We start from the raw sequence: 19,053 nt of genomic DNA on the forward strand, positions 1-19,053 counted from the left end.
AGGAGGAGTGGGTTATGAGAAGATTCGTCCCTAGTCAAAGGTTCACGATTATAAATGCAATGGATGATATATTACGCATTCGAATGATCAGCAATGAACAATTAGATGGAAAGTTAGTTGGAAAGTTAGATGAAAAGTTAGATAAAAAGAGAGATGAAAAACAAGAGCGGAAGGGGAATGATATAAGATGAATTGGTTTTTACAGGGAGTATTCCGCAACAAAGCGGCCATATCGATTCTGGTGGTGATGGTGCTTGGCCTCGGAATCTTTAGCTATTTTAAGCTTCCCATGGAATTTATGCCGGAGATGGAAACCCCGCAGGTAACGGTCAGCGTGGCCGGTCCGGGGTACGACGCCGCCACGATGGAGAGCCTGGTGACGAACCCGCTGGAGCAAGCATTGGCGGCCATTAAGGGCAAAACCAATACGTTCTCGACTTCGGGAGACGGCTTCTCCCAGGTCAACCTGAACTTCGGTTCAAAAACGAATATGAAGCAAGCAAAAACGGATGTCGAGCGGGCGGTGAACGCAGTGCAACTGCCGGAGCGCATGTCGCCTCCGTACGTCATTCAGTTCGATACTTCGATGCTTCCGATCTCGTTCGTCTCGCTCACGTTCGCCGACGGGACAAGTGAAGCGCAGATGGCGAAGCTGGAACAGCAGGCGGTCGACGCCTTCCGTTCGATTGACGGAGCCGGCGAGGTTCAGCTGTCCGGCAAGTCGCTGCCTGGCGTCGGCGTGTTTCCGGACACGGAGAAGCTGGCGGCCAAAGGACTCCCGCTTCAGGCGCTTTACGGTGTGCTGCAGGGCCGCAGCGCCTCGTCTTCCGTCGGCCAGACGTCGCTGGACGGGCAGGTCGTGAACTTGAACGTCGCGTCCTCCCTTCAGGACATCGAGACGCTGAAGAAGCTGCCGGTCGCAGGCGGAGTCGCCCTGGGCGACGTGGCCGACGTCAGGCTGCTTGACGACAAGGAAAGCATTAGCCGGCTCGACGGCAAGGACTCGCTGATGATCGTCGTATCCAAAGCGGCCAGCGCCAATGCGGTAAACGTGGGCAAAGGCGTGGAGAAGACGATCCAGGAGTTGAACGAGGAAAACAAGGATGCTGAGTTGAAGCTGATGATGAGCACGTCCGAACAGGTCGTCCATTCTGTCAACAGCATGATGCAGGAAGTGCTCATGGGCGCCTTGTTCGCCACGATCGTCATCCTCCTGTTCATGCGCAACGTCCGGGCGACGCTCGTCACGATCGTGTCAATCCCGCTGTCGCTGGCATTGACGCTGTTCCTGCTTGATCTCTCGAACATCACCCTCAACATTTTGACGTTGGGCGGCGTCGCCGTCGCGGTCGGACGGCTCGTGGACGACAGCATCGTTGTCATCGAGAACATTTTCCGCCGGCTGCAGAAGGAACCGTTCTCCGCCTCGGTCGTCATCGACGCTACTAGGGAAGTTTCGGGGGCGATCACCGCTTCGACGCTGACGACGGTCGCCGTGTTCCTGCCGATGGGACTCTTGCAGGGCTCGCTGCAGTCGTTACTGCTGCCGTTCGCCTTGACCGTCGCCTACTCGCTGCTGTCGTCCCTGATCGTAGCGCTGACCGTTATTCCGCTCATGAGCGCCGGGGTACTTCGCAACTTGTCGATCAAGGAGCACAAGCCGTCCAAGCGGTTTACCTCGTTCCTGCATTGGAATTTGCGGCACAAGTGGGTTTCGCTCGTAATCGCGTTCGCGCTGCTGATCGGCTCAGTGGGCGTATACTTCAACTTGCCGAAGGGCGCGATCGATTCTTCCGACGCCACGAATCTGAACGTGACGCTCGAATACAAGTTGGATACCCCGACGGACCAAGTGTTCGAAAACGGCAAAAAACTCGAAGCGTTCCTCATGAATCAGGAAGGTCAGGAATGGGTCAGCATGAGCATGGGTAACAGCGCCGACGCCGCCAAGTACGGAAGCTTCCAATCGCCGTCGCTCGTGTCGTACATGATTCAGATGAAGAAAGGCGCGAACGCCGACCAGATGATCGAGGCCATTAAGGCGGAACGCTCGAACTATCCGGGAGCGGAGCTGAACGCCAGCGCCGGTTCACTGTTGGGAATCGGGGGCGGCACGAACGTGTTCGTCGACGTATCCGGAGACGATCCCGCCCTGCTGGCGGAGACGGCTGGCGAAATCGTCTCCACGATCAAGCCGATCCAGCACGTGCTCAAGGTCGAAACGAACCAGGAGCAGAAGAAGACGGTGTACACGCTGCAAGTGAACCCGACCGAAGCCAAAGCCGGAGACATAGCACCCCAGCTTCAAGGCATGATCAATCCGGTACCGATCGGCACGGTGCAGTCCGAAGGCAGCATGCTGACCGTCTCCGTTCAGCCAGTGCTTGCTCCGAAGTCCGAGCGCGACCTGAACGGCCTGACCGTTCTGACCGACGACGGTCCGAAGCCGGTGTCCAGCGTAGCGAAGTGGGTCAAGGAAGAGAAGCCGACGAAGTTCTACCATAAGGACGGGAAAAGCTACATTCGCGTAACGGCGACGGTCGAGCCGAGCCAGTTGTCCGTCGTCGGCGGCGAAATATCGCTAGCAATGAAAGACGTGAACCTGCCGAAAGACGTCAAAATTTACGTGGGCGGCGCTTCCGCCGACCAGTCTTCCGACTTCTCCAGCCTGTTCGTCATGATGCTCGTCTCTATAGGTATCGTCTACTTGATCCTGGTCATCACGTTCAAGACGCTGCGGGCCCCGATCGCCATTCTCGCTTCGATCTTGTTCGTGCCGATCGGAGCGGTGCTCGGCTTGATCGTGACCGGCGTGACACCGGGTTTCACCGCCATCTTTGGAGTCGTCATGCTCATCGGCATCGTCGTCACCAACGCGATCGTGCTGATCGACCGCGTGAAGCAGAACGAAGAGACAATGACGATTCGCGAAGCGCTTCTGGAGGCAGCGGGAACGCGCATGCGTCCGATTCTGATGACGGCGATCGCCACCGTCGGCGCCATGCTGCCGCTCGTGTTCGGAGCGCCGGAAAGCGGCAGCATCGTCTCGCAGAGCCTAGCCGTCGTTGTCATCGGCGGTCTCATCGTCGCCACGCTGCTCACGCTCGTGATCGTGCCTTGCATCTACGAGCTTCTGTTCTTCCGCAAGTCCCGCCGCCAGCGTACAACCGCCCGGCAAGCGGCCTCGGCTTGAAAAGGAATGATCTTTGATAAAATATTTTAATACAAAAAAGCTGCGAGGTTATTAGCCTAGCAGCTTTTTTTGTTGTAGTAACTTTAGGAGTCCAGGTATGTCTGCCCACCGTGAACCTCTACATGAAGGAGAAGGTTTTGCGCTCCTGTGTCGCTGATATTACGTGTATCGCTTGCCGCGAAGGCTGCAAATATCTTGTAGCTTGTAGCTAGTTTCTAGTTTCTAGTATCTAGCTAGCATAGTGTCTTGGATTTGAGTATACGCGAAAACGTAGGATGGCGACTTGTAGATCGGACGTGCCATGCCCAAACGGATAACAGACGACAGCAAAAATTACTTTCCTGAGAGCAAAAATCGCTTTCCTGAGGGGAAGGGATAGTGGCGATAGGGAAAATCTGAGCTTCCTTTCTGATTCTCTTGGAGAGTGAAGGGTCATGCCATCACTTTACCACTGTAAAGCTGCACTGTATAATTGAGAGTTTTCCACTCCAGACATCCCCAAAACGTATATTTTCTGGAACAAAAAAACTTCCCGATGAGGGAAGCTGATGATCGATGTTAATATCATATATTTTGTAACGCATCTTTCAAAAGACTTTTGTTTATCTTGTCTATCACGTTTATCACGTTTATCACGTTTATCCATACATTATCGGCTCACTCAATTGTAAACTGCTTTAAAGGCCTCTTCCACTTTGGGTATAATTGCGTCCCATTCCACATCCGCTACCTTGCTGACTGTAACAAAATCTTTGATCCCGAAAATGTTATCAACACCTTCTATTTGGAGCAGAGCTAGAGCCAGTGGATGATCCGTTTCATCACCGCTTTTCAAGGATGTACTTCTTGGACCTTCAAATATGATTTGATTCGTGTTGATCTTGATCGCATTCGGATTTGGTGTATTCTGAAAATTAATTTCTATTGCCATGTGCTAACCACTCCTTTAATAAAGTATAATCTAATTTTTTATGGATCCAATCTCTTTCAGCCCGCAGGACACCCTATTGGGTTTTGTCCCCTTTGTTATTAACTTTATTACTGCTGCTCTTACTACCACCGATACTACTGGCGTTATTACTGACGTTATTACTAGCTTTACTGCTAGCGCTACTGCTGGCAGCTTTTGCACCCTCGGCATTTTTAGTCCCCTTGCTCGTATAAGGCTTAGGGGAGTTCTTCGCCCTGTTGGCGCTAGCTTGCCATCGGTTCCAGCCCTTTTTATCCGTTCCTTTACCTGTTCCGCCCTTGCCCTTAGCTTTACTCAAATCAATCACTCCGCTATAATCCGCCATAATTTGTATGTTCATATACTTGTCTTTGTTAGTGTTACCATCAGGCTCGATTATTTAACCAAGTATGTGAAATATACACTATTGCCTGCCATATGTACAGAATAAAGCTCATTATTTAGTCATCACAGCACTTATAAGATCCCTAAACCTCTCTCTTCTTCTCCGGATTGTATAGAATTCTTACATAATCTGAATCCCTACTGTCCATATCCCCCAGATACGCCCGTTCATGCTCCGGTACAAGCTCATATCGTTCTTTTAGCTTTTCTCTAGTGTAGCTCGTAGGCTCCTCAAGATATTCATAATAGGCTTCTCTGCATGCTTCAAGTGATGTTTTTGACCATTCAATTTGCAGTGTGCATCAACCAGTTCTTTGTATTTCTCGCCAATATCTTCAGAGTAAACAACTTCGGACAGCAGCACTTCAGCGAAATTATCTAGAATAACTTCAGTAGGACTACTAAATCCAGTAAAAAAAGTTCCCTTCCTAAAGTATTCTTGAAGCTCGTCTAATGCAAAGTTCAACTCAAATTCCGAATGATAGCACGTAACGCGCCCGTCCTTATAAACTACTAGGTTCACCAGATAATTAAGGCCTTCATGCTGCATAAATACCGCCAAGCCATCTCCATCGATAGTTTCATAAAAGAGTTCATTTTTAACGTAAAAATCCTTCGCTTTAGGTGAAAAAGTTATTCTTCTATTTTTAGCCAGCTCCTTCTCTTCTGCAGATAGGGTATATATGTTTTCCAGCTTTGGATTAAGACGTTTAATGGTTTTTTCTATGTACTCATAATAAGTATGCTCGTCATATTTCCAGTTTGCCGCTTCGATTGTATACATCCCCAGCCCGTGAATGGATATGGCTTCTCCGTCAGGAATACTTGGAACAAGCCACTCTTCCCTCAGCTTTTCCTTCAGCCCAACCAAATCAACAAGCTCCCAGCAGTTAATCATTCCGTCTTCATACACATCAAGGTTTATAAAAAAGTACTGTCCGTTCCTAATAATGCCTGGAATCCGGGTGCCTTCAATCGTTTTTTGTCTGCTTATTTTATGCATAAAATCATCCATTCTATTATATTAGTATTTTATTGAACCGCGGAAGCTGCATATAGAATAAAATAATACGAAATATTACTAAGTGATACCAAGTAACACACCAATTTACACCCATATTCTTATCCATATATTTATTCTTATGGACCACTTCAACTTTTCTATGGAATTCTCCAAATTCCTCCTTTAAAAATGAATGAAAAGCTGCTGCTGCACGGATTTAACGATGATTTAACGATGTTTTTCATCGCTAAAAACGCCGGTCGTCTCCACAACCTTACTTTAACGATGAAAAACATCGTTAAACTTCCTTTTAACCCCCAAGCGAGGCCATCCGTCCTCTTTTAACGATGAAAATCATCACTAAAGTGACTGATTTCCCTGGAACACTTGTTTTAACGATGAAAAACATCGTTAAGTGATGAAGCATACGCTCCATTCGGGGGAAACGGGCTGCTTGCTTGCTTGCTTGCTTGCTTGCTTGCTACTTGCTTGTCACTTGCTTGTCACTTGCTAGTCGCTTGCTAGTGGACTGCTACTATCGTTCTTCCGCCCACATCCTTCCCTCTCAGCTTATTCCGACCAAGCAAAGCACACAGGCAAAAACCCCGCAGAGACTTAGAGCTCTGCGGGGCTTTTCCTGTTTTACAATGCGGGACGGCATCGCGTTATACCCTGTAATAACGCTGTAATATCTGCGCTATATCGAATCGTCTGCGCCAACCGGGCAAGGCTCACGGCGGACGAAGCCGTTCTCCGTCTGCTGCGGGTTATCCCAAGCGCTGTAACACATAATAAATGAATGGCGATGGAAGTCCGAATCGTTAGCGGAAGAGCAGTGCAGCAAGTTGCTGTCGAAGAACAGTACAGACCCGGGAGTCATCTCGCAATGCACCGTTTCGTGCAGCTCCTCGGCTGCCGCAACCCGCGCAGGATCAGCCCCCGTCTGCCCTCCGACCGCTCCATGACTCAGTCTGCCCAGCTTATGCGAACCTTTCAGCACCCGCAAACAGCCATTCAACTGTGTAGCTGCATCCAGAGCGACGAAGACACTGAGCATGCGGGGATACATAAAGCCCTGATCGTACCAATAGCCGTAATCTTGGTGCCATTCCCAGGCTCCCCCGGTATGTGCTTCCTTCAGCATCACTTTGCCATGAAAAAAGGCTGCCTCTTCACCCAACAAAATACGTACATTATTGACCACACGTGGGCACGTCGATGCCGCTGACCATATGTCCCCGATCAGGTTTTCCCAATAAGTCAGCTTCACTTTCATACCAAGACTATCGCTTGTATTGATTTCAGCGGAAGCTATCCTTTCTCCGCCTCTTATTTCCTGGATCATACGCTGCACTTCACCAGCCGAGAACAAATCGGGAACAAGTAGAAAACCATCCTGATTATAACGTTGAACATCATCTTTTGATAAATACATAGTAGGACACCTCTTGATAGAATATTATTTCTGTTTCTTGTTTTGCCAAAGAGCGTTGAACGAATCCGTAACGGCCTTGCCACCGCTGTTATACCATTTGTCCTTCAGCTTATCCCATTCTTTGTCGATATCGAAGTTTTGCTCGATGATCGCTTTGGTGGCGAACTCCTCTACCATCGGTCCAAGCGAGGCGCTATATTTCTTGCTGTCTTCGGTTGTTAGGCGATACTTGGAAGCCTCGTCCCACAGTCCATTGTCGACCACATCATTCACTTTGACCATAAAAGCGTCGAACTCTTCTTTCGTTGAAAAATTACGCAGCCAGTTATGATGAGCATCAGAATACTCCTGGTTAAACACAAGCTTTAACACGATAAGTCCCTGGTACTCGTTGGGGATTTGCTCGGTCGGAAGAATTTTCTTGACGCCATCCTCCACGATATAGGTTTTTCCTTCGATACCCCAGTCGATCATATCTTTGCCTGTTGACGCCTGCCACTCCAAATATTGAAAAATTTTATCTATTTTATCCTTCGATTTAGCATTAATGACGAACCCTCCGACCGTCCGGCCGCTCAAGCTCATGCCGCCTTTCTGGCCGTCTGCGCCGATTAGGGCGCCGGTAATATTGATCTTCGCATTCGGATCGGTTTTGGCCAAGCCTTCCATCACAACTGGTGTTTCGTTGACATGTGCGACAAGAGCACCGACATTGCCGGATACGAATTTGTCTCTGCCTGATTTTTTGCCCACAATAAATTCGGAATCAAGCAGCCCTTCCTGACGTAGATTATGCATAAACTTCAAGAAATCCTTCATCTTCGGATTCATCCCTGACAGCATGATTTCATCAGACTTTTCCGGATTTGGCATCCAGCCATCAAGCCAGGGAATCCCAAACATGGGGGCCAGATCCCTTGCTTGGAATAGTACCGAAGTAGCGCTCATCGCAAGTGGTATCGTATCCTTCTTGCTGTTGCCATCCAGATCCTTATCCCGGAATTGAATCAGCATGTTCTCAAACTCTTCGACAGTCTTCGGCTCCGGCAAACCAAGCTTCTCCAGCCAGTCCTGACGGTAAATGTTTACGAAAGGAGCAGACCCGGTGTACAAAGGGAGAAAGTATATGTTTCCGTCGGTCGAAGCGTTGCGGACTTCCTCCCATACGTCGTCCGCAAAAGCGCCACGAACCTTAGGATATTTATCCAGATATTCATCTATCGCAAGGAAAGCACCCTGCTGTGCATACTCAGCAAATTTGGAGAGGTCACTTACATACATAATATCGGGAAGCTCTCCGCCAGCCATAGTCAAATTCAATTTATTCTCATATTCGGCCGAATCGACGACCTCGTATTTCAAATTAACATTAGCTGCCTTGTTGATTTCCTTCACCATAGCGTTGTCAGGAGAGAACAGCTTTTCATCCGACCACTGTACACGCATAACGCTAATATCAACGGGGGATTCTTTCTGGCCTTCGCCGGTTTGTTCGGTCTTCCCCTCTTGCCCTTCCTGGGTCGAACCCTTATTCGCTTCTTTCTTACCACAGGCTGCAAGCAATCCAAGCACCAATACGAACGCAAGCAGCAATGTCAGTGTTTTACGGGATGTTGCATGTTTCATGTTTCAAGCTCCCCTCTCAACTTGTCATCAAATCCGTTTCAGGACAATCTCTACTCATTGTAGCCTAATACTTAACTGCAAATCCCCTTTTTTTGTGGCATCACCACCTTTACAAAGTCTTGATTATTCTGGCAGATGTATCAGATGTTGCATATGTGGGATATTGGAAAATATTTCAATTTTTTTATGGGACGCTTGCTTAACCCTTTACTGCACCGAGCACGATGCCTCCAACAAAATATTTTTGCAGGAAGGGATACAGGATAACGATTGGAGCCGTCACCACCACGATCGCCGCCGATTGAATCGTCTCTGGTACAAGATTACTTTTACCAGCCGCCATTGCACTCATAGCCCCCATTGAACTGTAATCGCTTTGCATTACGATGGAGCGCAGCAGCACTTGAAGCGGCCACAGGTTGCGATCGTTGATGTAGAAAATTCCTTTAAAGAAATCGTTCCAATGTCCCACCGCATAGAACAAACCGATAGTTGCGAGCACAGGTGCCGACAGCGGCACGATAATCTGCGCCATCGTTCTCCATTCTGAGCTGCCCTCCATTTGTGCCGACTCTATCAGAGCATCGGGAATGCCCCAGAAGAAATTGCGCATCAGAATGAGATAGAACGGGGCCACCATACCGGGAATAATCAAAGCCCACAGCGTATCAAGCAAATGGAGATTTTTCACAAGCAAATAGACAGGAATCATACCAGCCGGCAGAATCATGGCAATGACGATGAACAGCAGCATCAAGCCGGTCCCCGGTGCCCTGCGCGATAAGGAATAGGCGCCAAGAATGGTCATAACCATATTGAGAAATGTGCCTACAACCGTAACTAGAACCGTTACCCCGAATGCTTTCGGAAAGATACTGCTGTCAAAAATATAACGATAGGCTTGCAAAGTGAAATCTTTGGGATACAAAAACAGGATTGACTTCTGCACGGCCTCTCCCGAGCTAAACGACATGGAAAAAACATGGAGGATCGGAACGAGCGTCACGATGCAGCAGAGTAGGACAATGACATACACGAGCATCTGTCCTATGGACATTTTAAACAATGATTTTGACAAATTTCTTCCTCCTACCACAAGGGCTGATGCCCCATTCGTTTGACCAGCTTGTTGGTCGATACGATCAAGAAGAGTCCGACAACCCCTTTAAACAAGCCCATTGCCGCTGCCACGCTAAAATTAGAACCAGTCAGGCCAATCCGGTATACATACGTGTCGATAATGTCACCCACCGCGTATTGCGTCGGATTCATGAATACATACACCTGCTCGAAGCCTGCGTCAAGAATATACGCCAGCTGCATAATGAACAGCAGAATGGTAACCGGTACGAGCGCTGGAAGCGTGACGTGCCACAGCTGGCGCCAACGGCTGGCACCGTCTACTCTCGCCGCTTCGTACAAGGTTGGATCAACGCCGGAGAGAGCTGCCAGATAAATGATGGCCCCCCAGCCGAATTCCTTCAATGTTCCTGTGACAACGAGAATCGTTCGGAAATATTCCGGCCCGATGAGAAATTCTACAGGGTGATAGCCCCATCCAGCGAGCAGTTTATTAATGACGCCTTCCGGGGACAGGAAGCTGATCATCAGTGCCCCGAAAATAATCCAGGACAAAAAATGCGGCAAATACGTAATCGTCTGTGCCAGCCGCTTGAACAGCATGTTTTTGACCTCATTCAGCAGCAAGGCGAAAATAAGTGGAGCAGGAAATCCGAATACAAGTCTGTACAAGCTGATCAGCAGCGTATTTTTCAACAACCGGAAAAAATCCCCGGATTGGAACAGAAACTCGAAATTCGCCATACCGACCCACGGGCTCTTGTTAATGCCAAGAAACGGGCTAAACTTCTGAAAGGCGATTACCAGCCCATAATAAGGAACGTAATTGAAAATAAGGACATAGAGCCCCACTGGTAAAAACATCAAATACACGGCTCGATATTTACGTAAATTTTTGGCAAGTGTCATGATAAAACCTCCTTTCTTCTTGTAACGCCGTGAACTTGTGTTCATTATAATCCGATACGGGCAAAGCATGCTCTAGGCAATCTTTACGGAACTATACGGCAATCTTTACGTGCCTCATTACAGCCGGGCGAAATCCTGATATAATTTTAACTATCAAAAAGAAACAGACTTTCGGGAGGGAACCTGCATGTACCGATTGCTGATTGTGGATGACGAGAAGGAAATCCGGGACGGTATTGCCGAGAGCATCCCATGGCGGGAAATGGGCATTGACAGCGTATATCAGGCTGATAATGGGGCTGCGGCACTCGAAATATACAAGAAGCACCATCCTGAATTAATTATTACCGACATCAGAATGCCAGGCACAGATGGTCTTGAATTTATGGAGAATCTGCAGCGGGAGGAGTCACAGGCCAAAGTTGTATTTATTAGCGGATACGATGATTTCCAATACGCGCGAAAGGCTATGCAGCTGAAGGCTTGGGATTATTTGTTGAAACCGGTTAAAACTGCGGAGCTTACAACTACTGTTATGAAGATGATTCATGAGCTGGAGCGGGAAACAAAAGAGCATGACGATGCGTGGATGAACGTATTGCCCGTCCTGCAGGGAAAATTCGTGGAGAGCCTGCTCACCAATAAAGCGTATTACAACGAAGCTTTGTTTAAAGAGAAATGCAAGCAGCTAAAGCTGGAATGGCTTGACTATTTGCCCTTGATCGTATGCGTCATTGAGCCCGACCATTACAGCCGGGTCGCTCCGAGTAAGAAGGAGCAGGAGCTGCTTTCATTTACGATCGATAATGTGCTGAAGGACATTACCAGGAAGTATGGAGAAGCGCTTGTATGGCCGTTCGACAAATCTTCATGGGTAGTCATCATCGGTTTATCCAGCCATAACGATAATCATTACGAGCTGATGGAGCACATCCTTTCAATCAATGAAGATATGCTGTCCGACATCAGCTATTACACGAAGACGAGCGTATCGGCCGGCGTCAGCTCCGTGAGCACTGAGTGGAGCCTGCTTCCCCAGCTCTTAGAGCAATCTTTGAAAGCGCTCACTAATAGACAATTCACTGGCGGCAATAAAGTACATGTATATGAGAGCACTCCAGGGGTACTGCAGGATGATGGTGATACATTCGACGAATTCGCCTTTCTGAACGGCTTGCGTAACGGCAATGCGAAGGATGTACGCGCAGCGTTATCCGGTTTGCCAAAGCTGATGCTCACTTTTCCCGCAGGTGCTGATGGCACTGTGTCCCGCCCTTGCTTTGAATGGGTTTTGAGCATACACCGCTTGCTGGAGCAAGCAAATTTACTTACTTTCTCCGCCACGGAGTCATTCAGACTATGGCAAACGATAGAGCAAATTGAAACGATCGATGCCCTGAAGGAAATACTGACAGAGCATTTCGTATCACTATGCCGGCAGACAGCTCCCTCCATCGGTGGCATTCTGCAAAAAGCGCTCGATTATATCCAAGCGAATATCCGTGACAAAATCACCCTGGAGGATGTGGCGAGCCATGTGTATATTTCTCCAATTTGGTTAAGCCGGCTGTTTCGCCAGAAGATGGACAGAACCTTCCTGAACTATGTGACGATGCTGAAGATCGAGGAAGCGAAGACACTGCTTGCGCAGGACGTCAAAGTCAACGAAGTGGCTAGCCTTCTCGGCTATCAGGATTTTGCCCATTTCTCCAAAATATTCAAGCGCTTCGCCGGATGCAATCCTTCCGAATTCAGAAAACAAGGGCTGGAGAGGACTTTGCCATGAGACATATCCCCTGGCTGCGCTCCTTTAACGGCCGGCTGATCACCGTGCTGCTGCTGCTGATTATTTTACCGCTATGCATTAGCAGCTATTTCTTTTACAGCAAATCACTCAAAACGATCAATCTGTCAACGGACAACTTCATGCGGGACATCCTGGAACAAAATTTACGGGAATTCAATCAGCATTGGCAAAGCTTGAATGATATAGCCATCGAAATCGTCGGAGCCAGAGAAGTCCAGCGATTTCTGTCTGCAACCGATCCTAGTACGCCGGAAGAGCTGGAAATGATTAACGATCTAGTTCCCTACCTGCTGCATTTTGTGAACAAATACGGCATTTTTGAGGCTAAGATTATTCCGCTGGAGCCGGGCGATTACCCGATATACCGGACTATGATTCTGGACGAAACGCCTGAAGTTTCAGATGCGGTTAAAAGCGCCGTCAACAAAAATCAGGTGCACTGGAACGGCAATGAGCATAACCCCGCCAATGGCGACTCGGTATGGGTGCGCTACAATATGCTCAGGCAATTCAACGTCCTTGAGCCCAAAGCCATACTGGCGCTATCGATTACGAATCAGTCCATTGTGAAGAAAATCCAGCTTCCTTCGCGTTGGGAACGCCAGCAGACGCTGATCGTCGATAACCAGGGAATCGTTGTAACGGATAGCTCGAACGAGCATCTGCAGGGGCAAAAGCTGGAAGAGGATTTGTACCGGGATATTAAGAGCAATCAATTCGGGAGTCAGGCGGCTACCATTAACAACGTTTTGCAGAAAGTGACCTACGGACCGCTGCCGATTCATGATTGGTATATGATCAGCATGATTCCGATGGCCGACCTGTTGAAGCCCGTCGAGGTCATCCGCAACTTTTATTTCGTGCTGCTCGCCTTCGTGGTCGCCCTGACGGTTATCGTCGCTTATTTTATGGGCAGGCATCTGACTACTCCGATTATCCACCTTGTATCCTATATGAAAAATTTTCAATTGGGGCAATATGCCAAGCTGAACACGGGCAAACCGCGCAGGGATGAATTCGGTTATCTGATGGAAGGTTATTCTCATATGGTAAAAAGAATCAACATGCTGCTGGAGGATATCCGGCTGTCGGAGCAGCGGAAGAAGGAATTGCACTTTACGGTGCTGTCCAACCAGATCAACCCGCATCTGGTGTACAATACGCTCGATGCTATTAAATGGAAAATACGTAAATTTGCCGGCGCCGAACGTGAAGAAACACAGGAAATCATCAACAGCTTGGCTGGTTTTATGCGGCTCTCGCTGAATCAAGGGAAAGAAGTAACAACCGTCGCCAAGGAGCTCGATCATATCAAGGCATATGTACAGTTGGAGCAGCTGCGCCAGCCGGATTCGTTCGAACTTATCTGCGATGTCCCCTATGAACTGCTGGGGAAGCCAATGCTGAAGCTGATCCTGCAGCCAATCGTGGAAAATGCGCTGCAGCACGGAAAGGTGCAGGGCAAGAAAACGAACATTATGATCTCCTGCCGTATGAACAACGGGGTGCTTTCGTTCGAAGTGATGGACAGCGGGCCTGGCCTGCCTCCGGAGCTGTGCGACAGCCCTATCGATCAGTTGATCGAGAAGCAGAAGCTCGGTGTCGGGCTATCCAATGTGCATGAGCGCATCCGCCTGAAATACGGTGCCTCTTATGGCATCCGCTTATCTGGAGCTGACGGCAGGGGAGCCGTGGTGCACATTGTTTTCCCTTCGGAAGAAACATCGTGAAAAAAGACGCCCTTTTTGGGGCGTCCTTAGAGGTCCGTGTTCGCGACGTTGGTGCGTTGCGAAGGGAATCGCTGTGGGCTGTGGGCTCCGGCCGCTGTTAAAGATTTGTTCCCTTGAATGGAATGGATGCTGAGGTGAGAACAAATCTTTAAATGCGGACGCTACCGCTCTTCCTCCCACAGCCAATCCCTCCTTTCAGCTACAATCGCTCGAATCAACACGAACACCAAGCTCAAACGGACTGCCAGCAAGGGTTTTTCTCTGGATTGTAGGGGATTTCCCCGCGGGCCAAGCCGCTGGACTGAACGACGGCCCCGCCAGCGAGCACAACCGAGAGGATCTGTTACTTTAACGATGATTTTCATCGTTAAAAGCGTCAAGTCCGCTCCACATCCCTGCTTTAACGATGAAAAACATCGTTAAACTTCCTTTTAACCCCCCTGAGAGGCCATCTGGCCTCTTTTAACGATGAAAAACATCACTAACGTGACGGATTGACCTGGAACACTTCTTTTAACGATGAAAAACATCGTTAAAGTAAAGCACACGCTCCAACGGACTGCCAGCAGGCATCTGCTTCCTGACAGAAAGGGATAGTGATGACAATGAGCATTCTGGATTTTTTATCCTTGCAAAAGGTCAAAAGGCAACTTACTCTCCATGTTCCACCACATATGATTTGTACTTGTTTGATTGGTTTGGTTTGGTTTGGTTTGGTTTGCTTCGTTTGCTTGTTTAATTGGTTTGGTTGGTTTGGTTGGTTCGTTGGTTTAATTTGTTTGCTTGCTTGTTTGTTTGTTTGGTTGATTTGTTTGTTTGATTGGTTTGATTTGTTTGATTGATTGATTGGTTTGATTGGTTTGATTGGTTTGATTGTTTGATTTGTTTGGTTGATTCGTTTGGCTCGTTCGGACTCGTTTGGACTCTCCTACCCCTTCTTCCCGCTCTCTGCATCCTTCTTCTTACGCACTGCCTTCTCCATATTCTGAGCCACTCTGAACGCCACAATCCTGCTTATTAATTCATAAGGGAGCGGCTTGCCGAGCGGAAATTGCACCGAGCCCTTGGCCCCTTTATACACGGACAATTCTTGCTTGAAGGCCTCAATTCCGCCTGCACCCGGATAGAATCCGATATGATTTTTGTACGCGGCAAAATGAACCAGATTTCCGCTCAGCTCAAAGGTAGGCATTTGATAGCTGATCTTCTCCTTGGCCTCCGGCGCCGCCTTTTGAATAGCCGTTCTTAATGTTTGAAGGATTTCCTGAACTTCAGGGGGAAATTCCAAAATATATGCATCAATGGATGCATAAGTGACAGGTTTGCCGTCCATAAACTCAACCTCCTTTTTGACTATTTGACGTTATCGACGTATTCGACATCGCCGGACTTATTTCCTTTGAACCTTCCAACATCCTGCAAAATGAGCCTCCACTTTGTAGATAACCGCAGCCGCTTATACTAAGAACGCTTGCTTCTAGCCTCATGCATCACTTCGGCCAGGCTTTTGCCTTCTTCCCTCAGATCGTCGATATAGACATCGGCCCTGATGATCCCTTTATGGAGAATGATGGCGCGGTCAATTATGTTCTCGATCTCATCAATCAGATGAGTTGTGATAAGCAGCGTCTCCGTGCCACTCAGACCAGACATCATCAGCTTCAGGGAGTCGCTTCGCGAGAATATATCCTTGCCTGCGAAAGGCTCATCCAGCAAGAGATAGTCTGCCTGTTTGGCTAATCCGGCGCTGATCTCCAGCTTGATCTTTTGGCCTTTGGAGAACGTTTTGATTTTGCTATCAGATGGCAGCTCGTACAGCTTCAGCAGCTTCTTGAAATACTCCTGGTCGAACCGGGGGTAAAATGACGCCAGAAATTGTGCATATTTCACAGGTGTCAGATCAGGCAAAAAGCTGCCCTCTTCCGTAATAAAAGCCATTCGCTCGTATTGCTCCTTGACGGGCCGGCCATCGATTGTAATCTCGCCATTCCGCAGCTCGCCTATACCCATGATAGCCTTGAGCAAGGTCGTTTTACCACTGCCATTCTCCCCCAGCACACCTACAATTTCGCCCTTATTAATCGTCAAGCTGTTAATGAATAGAAAGGCATTGCTGGCCGGATAACGCTTATCCACATATTTAAGCTCGATCATAGCTGTCCGTTCCTCCTTCCCTGTCTATCCGGGTCCTTCTCGGTCCTTCTCAGTCCTTCTCAGTCTTTCCTGGTCCTTCCGGGTCTTTCCGGTTTTCCCCATCTTCCCCGTCTTTCCTCCAGGTCCACTTGCCGGGATCTATTGTCCGCATCCGGATCTATTCCACCGCGATATCCGCAAAGCGCCTGTAATCCAGTTGATCATACCCGAACCCGCCATGCGCTGGTGGAAGGTTAAGGGCCCTTATATTATCTTCATTCAGCTCGGTAACCAGCTCGCCTTTATAAATCAGCTCCGAGTGTTCGTAGGCATAGATGTACATATGCTTAGGACGCACGAGTTCGTAAAACAGACGGGATGGCTCCGTTTCCCGATCCCGGAAGGTCTTAATCACATAGAGCTTGCCATTGCGGTAGCTCATGTGCGAAATACCGCTAAAGGTATCTTCTTCTCCGTCGTCGAAAACCGCATTTACCGTACTAGCAATCTTCACCCCATCAGAAAAATCAAGGCTTAGGATCGTCGTATGCAACCGCTCTGTTTCAGAAGAGGTACGCCTAAAGCTCAGCGTAAGTATATTTTGCTCATCATCGCGGTAAGCCTCATATCCCTCATAATAGCCCATTGAGACCGGAGTCCGCTGGCCCTCTTCCCCCCTTGCAGGCAAATGGACATCCGGCACAGAGGCTTCCCCAAGCAGTTGTCCGCTCTGGCTATCATAGCTCCTGATGAACAGCGTGTTATGTTCCACCGAAATCAGTGCCAGACGATCACTTACCGCCTCCAAACCAAGAACCTCCACACCCGCATGTTCTTCGGGCCTATTCGCGTCCAGATTGATGTCTACAATTTTGCGCGGCGCATACTCGGCTTGATCCACAGCGCTGCCAAATCCCCATTCATAGAACTTAAGCTCATAAATACCGCTTGAGCCCGTGAAATAAGCGGATACGGGAACCGTGAAGTATACTTTTTCCCCGATCTTGGCCAAGCCGTACTCTGGCGAATTCGCTAATATAATGCCATCCCGGCCTTCGGGGCTTCTAAACACAATGGGCGGCGTGACTTCGGAAGAACCGATTGGGATCGAGTAGTAACTCTTCTGTTTCCTGGATGTGATTGTATAAGAGGTGGTCGTGTTCTCAACGCTGTATTCCATCCCTCCGCCCATCCGTTTGGGACCTCCAGGCACATAGCTGAAACTATTATTCCACTGCGGTTGGGCAAAAATTTCCGTACGGGTATCGACCCGCCCTTCTTCTAACCGAAACAGCGTACGATGATAGCCGTCAAACAGCTCCCCCTTAATCGCAACATCTTGAATCGCTTCCCGGCTGCCGAACCAGTCATGGAGCTCGAATTCCACATTATCCTTCAACGCATAGGTCCGAACAGCCAGAACCAGTATTACCGCTATAGCCGCTGCCAGCGCGAGAAGAGCTGAGTGCTTCTTTATGATGTGCATGTCTTCCTCCTCCTTCCCTGTGAATATTACGCGACTGCGCCTCTTCTTAAAATATGCAGGCTATGCCAAATAAAAAATCCGCTAAGCGCAAAAAGTGCACTACTACTCATCCATAGACTACTAAGATCGCTGTAATGGATCTGTTCGTTCATGCGATAGCCAATCACTGCAATCATAATCCAGAGGGCGGCGACAATAGCCGCAAATCCAAAGTACTTCCGGCTGCGCTCGCAAAGAGCCCCGTAATAGAAGCCTGTTGCAATAGTCGTAAACACGGCGAGCGACGATAATAGCCGGCTGAGGCTTAATGGCAGCAGCAGACGAAAAAATTCCGAACGAATCATCGCCAGAAAAAAGCCGTTATGCATGACGAATTGCCCTTCGCCATAGCTTCCGTACTTGGCTGCAGCAAGAGCATAGCCAATCCGTATGCTGATCAGCTGTGCAGCTAGCAGCATTAGCAGACATATCGCAAATACGATCAGCTTGCTGAAATAAAACGCCTCCCGCTTCACTGGAAGCGTCAAATACGTATAGATGCTCTTACCGCCCCAATAATCGGCATACACGGTTTTCAGGAAAAATGCGCACACAATCACCAGAAAAATCAGGAACAGAATCACACTGCCTGATGAAGCATAAAGATCCTCATAACGCTCGTTCACGGTATATTCACTGTAATTCTTCAATTGATCTTGGACCATAATTAACGGCGTTATCATCGTGGCCGCACATAGAATCATAATGAGTCTTAACCATTTGGCAAACTCGATGTTGATCAGACGGTATAAGCCTTTCATCATTTCTTATCACCTCTATTGTATTATGCACATAGTACAACTACTCCAAAAAAAATTATTCCCAATGCTCACTGATCAGCTCGACAACCGTCTTGAATGACAAATGTATGTCTTTGGCTGAGTCGACGAATGATTTCACCAGCTCGCGGGTCAATTCTTCTTCAATTCTCCGCAAAATCATATCATCGACATAAATGACGCTCCCCTGCGTACTGCTTGTGCGCACAAAGCCCTCATCTTCCATCAGCTTAAATGCTTTCTGTACCGTATTCGGATTAATGCTCATCTGGGCCGCAATCTCCCGCCTGGACGGCAGCTTATCGCCGGATTCCGCCCTGCGCAGCAGGATTTGCCGTTTCACATACAAGGCCAGTTGTATATAAACAGGATCCTTATGATTGAGCTTTAGCTCATAGAAATTCAACATGCTTTATACACCTGCCTTAGGACTCTATTGTATTATGTAGGTAATACAGACTTATTGTCAACTCCTAAGT

General features: G+C 48.4%; 15 protein-coding genes and 2 pseudogenes. 4 read left to right on the forward strand and 13 right to left on the reverse strand.

Annotated features, from left to right (window positions below; translation table 11 throughout):
• Positions 1-14: 14 nt before the first annotated feature.
• Together J2Z66_RS35455 and J2Z66_RS35460 are read left to right on the forward strand one after the other, a co-directional pair.
• The gene (locus tag J2Z66_RS35455; protein ID WP_209977524.1) at positions 15-191 is read left to right on the forward strand and encodes a hypothetical protein; all 177 of its coding nucleotides are present in this window, start codon (positions 15-17) and stop codon (positions 189-191) included.
• A complete protein-coding gene (locus J2Z66_RS35460) occupies positions 188-3,193 on the forward strand; it encodes an efflux RND transporter permease subunit (RefSeq protein WP_209977526.1) in 3,006 nt (1,001 codons plus the stop codon). Before J2Z66_RS35455 ends, J2Z66_RS35460 begins: the two co-directional genes overlap by 4 nt.
• A gap of 661 nt (positions 3,194-3,854) precedes the next feature.
• Here the strand turns inward: J2Z66_RS35460 and J2Z66_RS35465 are convergent.
• The 7 genes and pseudogenes from J2Z66_RS35465 to J2Z66_RS35495 all read right to left on the reverse strand — a co-directional run bounded on the left by J2Z66_RS35465 (position 3,855) and on the right by J2Z66_RS35495 (position 10,600).
• Entirely contained in the window at positions 3,855-4,124 is a 270-nt protein-coding gene (locus tag J2Z66_RS35465) for a NifU N-terminal domain-containing protein (RefSeq protein ID WP_209977528.1), read from the reverse strand.
• A 181-nt stretch (positions 4,125-4,305) separates the two neighbouring features.
• A pseudogene (locus J2Z66_RS43150) lies at positions 4,306-4,461 on the reverse strand (DUF3934 family protein); the annotation flags it as partial.
• Positions 4,462-4,630: 169 nt separating this feature from the next.
• Positions 4,631-5,550 (reverse strand): annotated as a pseudogene (locus J2Z66_RS35475) (DUF7638 domain-containing protein).
• Between the two features lie 697 nt (positions 5,551-6,247).
• Positions 6,248-6,985 (reverse strand): phytanoyl-CoA dioxygenase family protein, encoded by a 738-nt coding sequence (locus J2Z66_RS35480; RefSeq protein ID WP_209977530.1) that lies wholly within the window; start codon positions 6,983-6,985, stop codon positions 6,248-6,250.
• A gap of 24 nt (positions 6,986-7,009) precedes the next feature.
• The gene (locus J2Z66_RS35485) at positions 7,010-8,611 is read right to left on the reverse strand and encodes an extracellular solute-binding protein (protein WP_209977533.1); all 1,602 of its coding nucleotides are present in this window, start codon (positions 8,609-8,611) and stop codon (positions 7,010-7,012) included.
• A gap of 199 nt (positions 8,612-8,810) precedes the next feature.
• Positions 8,811-9,689 (reverse strand): carbohydrate ABC transporter permease, encoded by an 879-nt coding sequence (locus J2Z66_RS35490; RefSeq protein WP_209977535.1) that lies wholly within the window; start codon positions 9,687-9,689, stop codon positions 8,811-8,813.
• A gap of 11 nt (positions 9,690-9,700) precedes the next feature.
• A complete protein-coding gene (locus tag J2Z66_RS35495) occupies positions 9,701-10,600 on the reverse strand; it encodes an ABC transporter permease (RefSeq protein WP_245376093.1) in 900 nt (299 codons plus the stop codon).
• Between the two features lie 187 nt (positions 10,601-10,787).
• On the opposite strand from J2Z66_RS35495, the gene J2Z66_RS35500 reads away from it, so the two are divergent.
• Both J2Z66_RS35500 and J2Z66_RS35505 read left to right on the forward strand, forming a co-directional pair.
• Entirely contained in the window at positions 10,788-12,386 is a 1,599-nt protein-coding gene (locus J2Z66_RS35500; RefSeq protein WP_209977539.1) for a response regulator transcription factor, read from the forward strand.
• A complete protein-coding gene (locus tag J2Z66_RS35505) occupies positions 12,383-14,137 on the forward strand; it encodes a sensor histidine kinase (protein ID WP_209977541.1) in 1,755 nt (584 codons plus the stop codon). Before J2Z66_RS35500 ends, J2Z66_RS35505 begins: the two co-directional genes overlap by 4 nt.
• Before the next feature lie 161 nt (positions 14,138-14,298).
• On the opposite strand, the gene J2Z66_RS35510 is transcribed toward J2Z66_RS35505, so the two are convergent.
• The 6 genes from J2Z66_RS35510 to J2Z66_RS35535 form a co-directional block, all read right to left on the reverse strand.
• The gene (locus tag J2Z66_RS35510; protein ID WP_209977543.1) at positions 14,299-14,517 is read right to left on the reverse strand and encodes a hypothetical protein; all 219 of its coding nucleotides are present in this window, start codon (positions 14,515-14,517) and stop codon (positions 14,299-14,301) included.
• A 548-nt stretch (positions 14,518-15,065) separates the two neighbouring features.
• Positions 15,066-15,470 (reverse strand): iron chaperone, encoded by a 405-nt coding sequence (locus J2Z66_RS35515; protein WP_209977545.1) that lies wholly within the window; start codon positions 15,468-15,470, stop codon positions 15,066-15,068.
• 128 nt (positions 15,471-15,598) lie between these two features.
• Positions 15,599-16,291, reverse strand: a complete 693-nt coding sequence (locus tag J2Z66_RS35520; protein WP_209977547.1) for an ATP-binding cassette domain-containing protein — start codon at positions 16,289-16,291, stop codon at positions 15,599-15,601.
• A 157-nt stretch (positions 16,292-16,448) separates the two neighbouring features.
• Positions 16,449-17,756 carry a hypothetical protein gene (locus tag J2Z66_RS35525; RefSeq protein ID WP_209977549.1) on the reverse strand — a complete coding sequence of 436 codons (1,308 nt, stop codon included), beginning with the start codon at positions 17,754-17,756 and terminating at the stop codon, positions 16,449-16,451.
• Between the two features lie 26 nt (positions 17,757-17,782).
• Positions 17,783-18,559: an ABC transporter permease gene (locus tag J2Z66_RS35530; RefSeq protein ID WP_209977551.1), complete on the reverse strand. Its 777-nt coding sequence runs from the start codon at positions 18,557-18,559 to the stop codon at positions 17,783-17,785.
• Positions 18,560-18,611: 52 nt separating this feature from the next.
• Complete coding sequence (locus tag J2Z66_RS35535; protein ID WP_209977553.1) at positions 18,612-18,983, reverse strand: GntR family transcriptional regulator; 372 nt, start codon at positions 18,981-18,983, stop codon at positions 18,612-18,614.
• Positions 18,984-19,053: the final 70 nt, after the last annotated feature.

Source organism: Paenibacillus eucommiae, assembly GCF_017874215.1.
GTDB classification, from domain to species: domain Bacteria; phylum Bacillota; class Bacilli; order Paenibacillales; family NBRC-103111; genus Paenibacillus_AI; species Paenibacillus_AI eucommiae.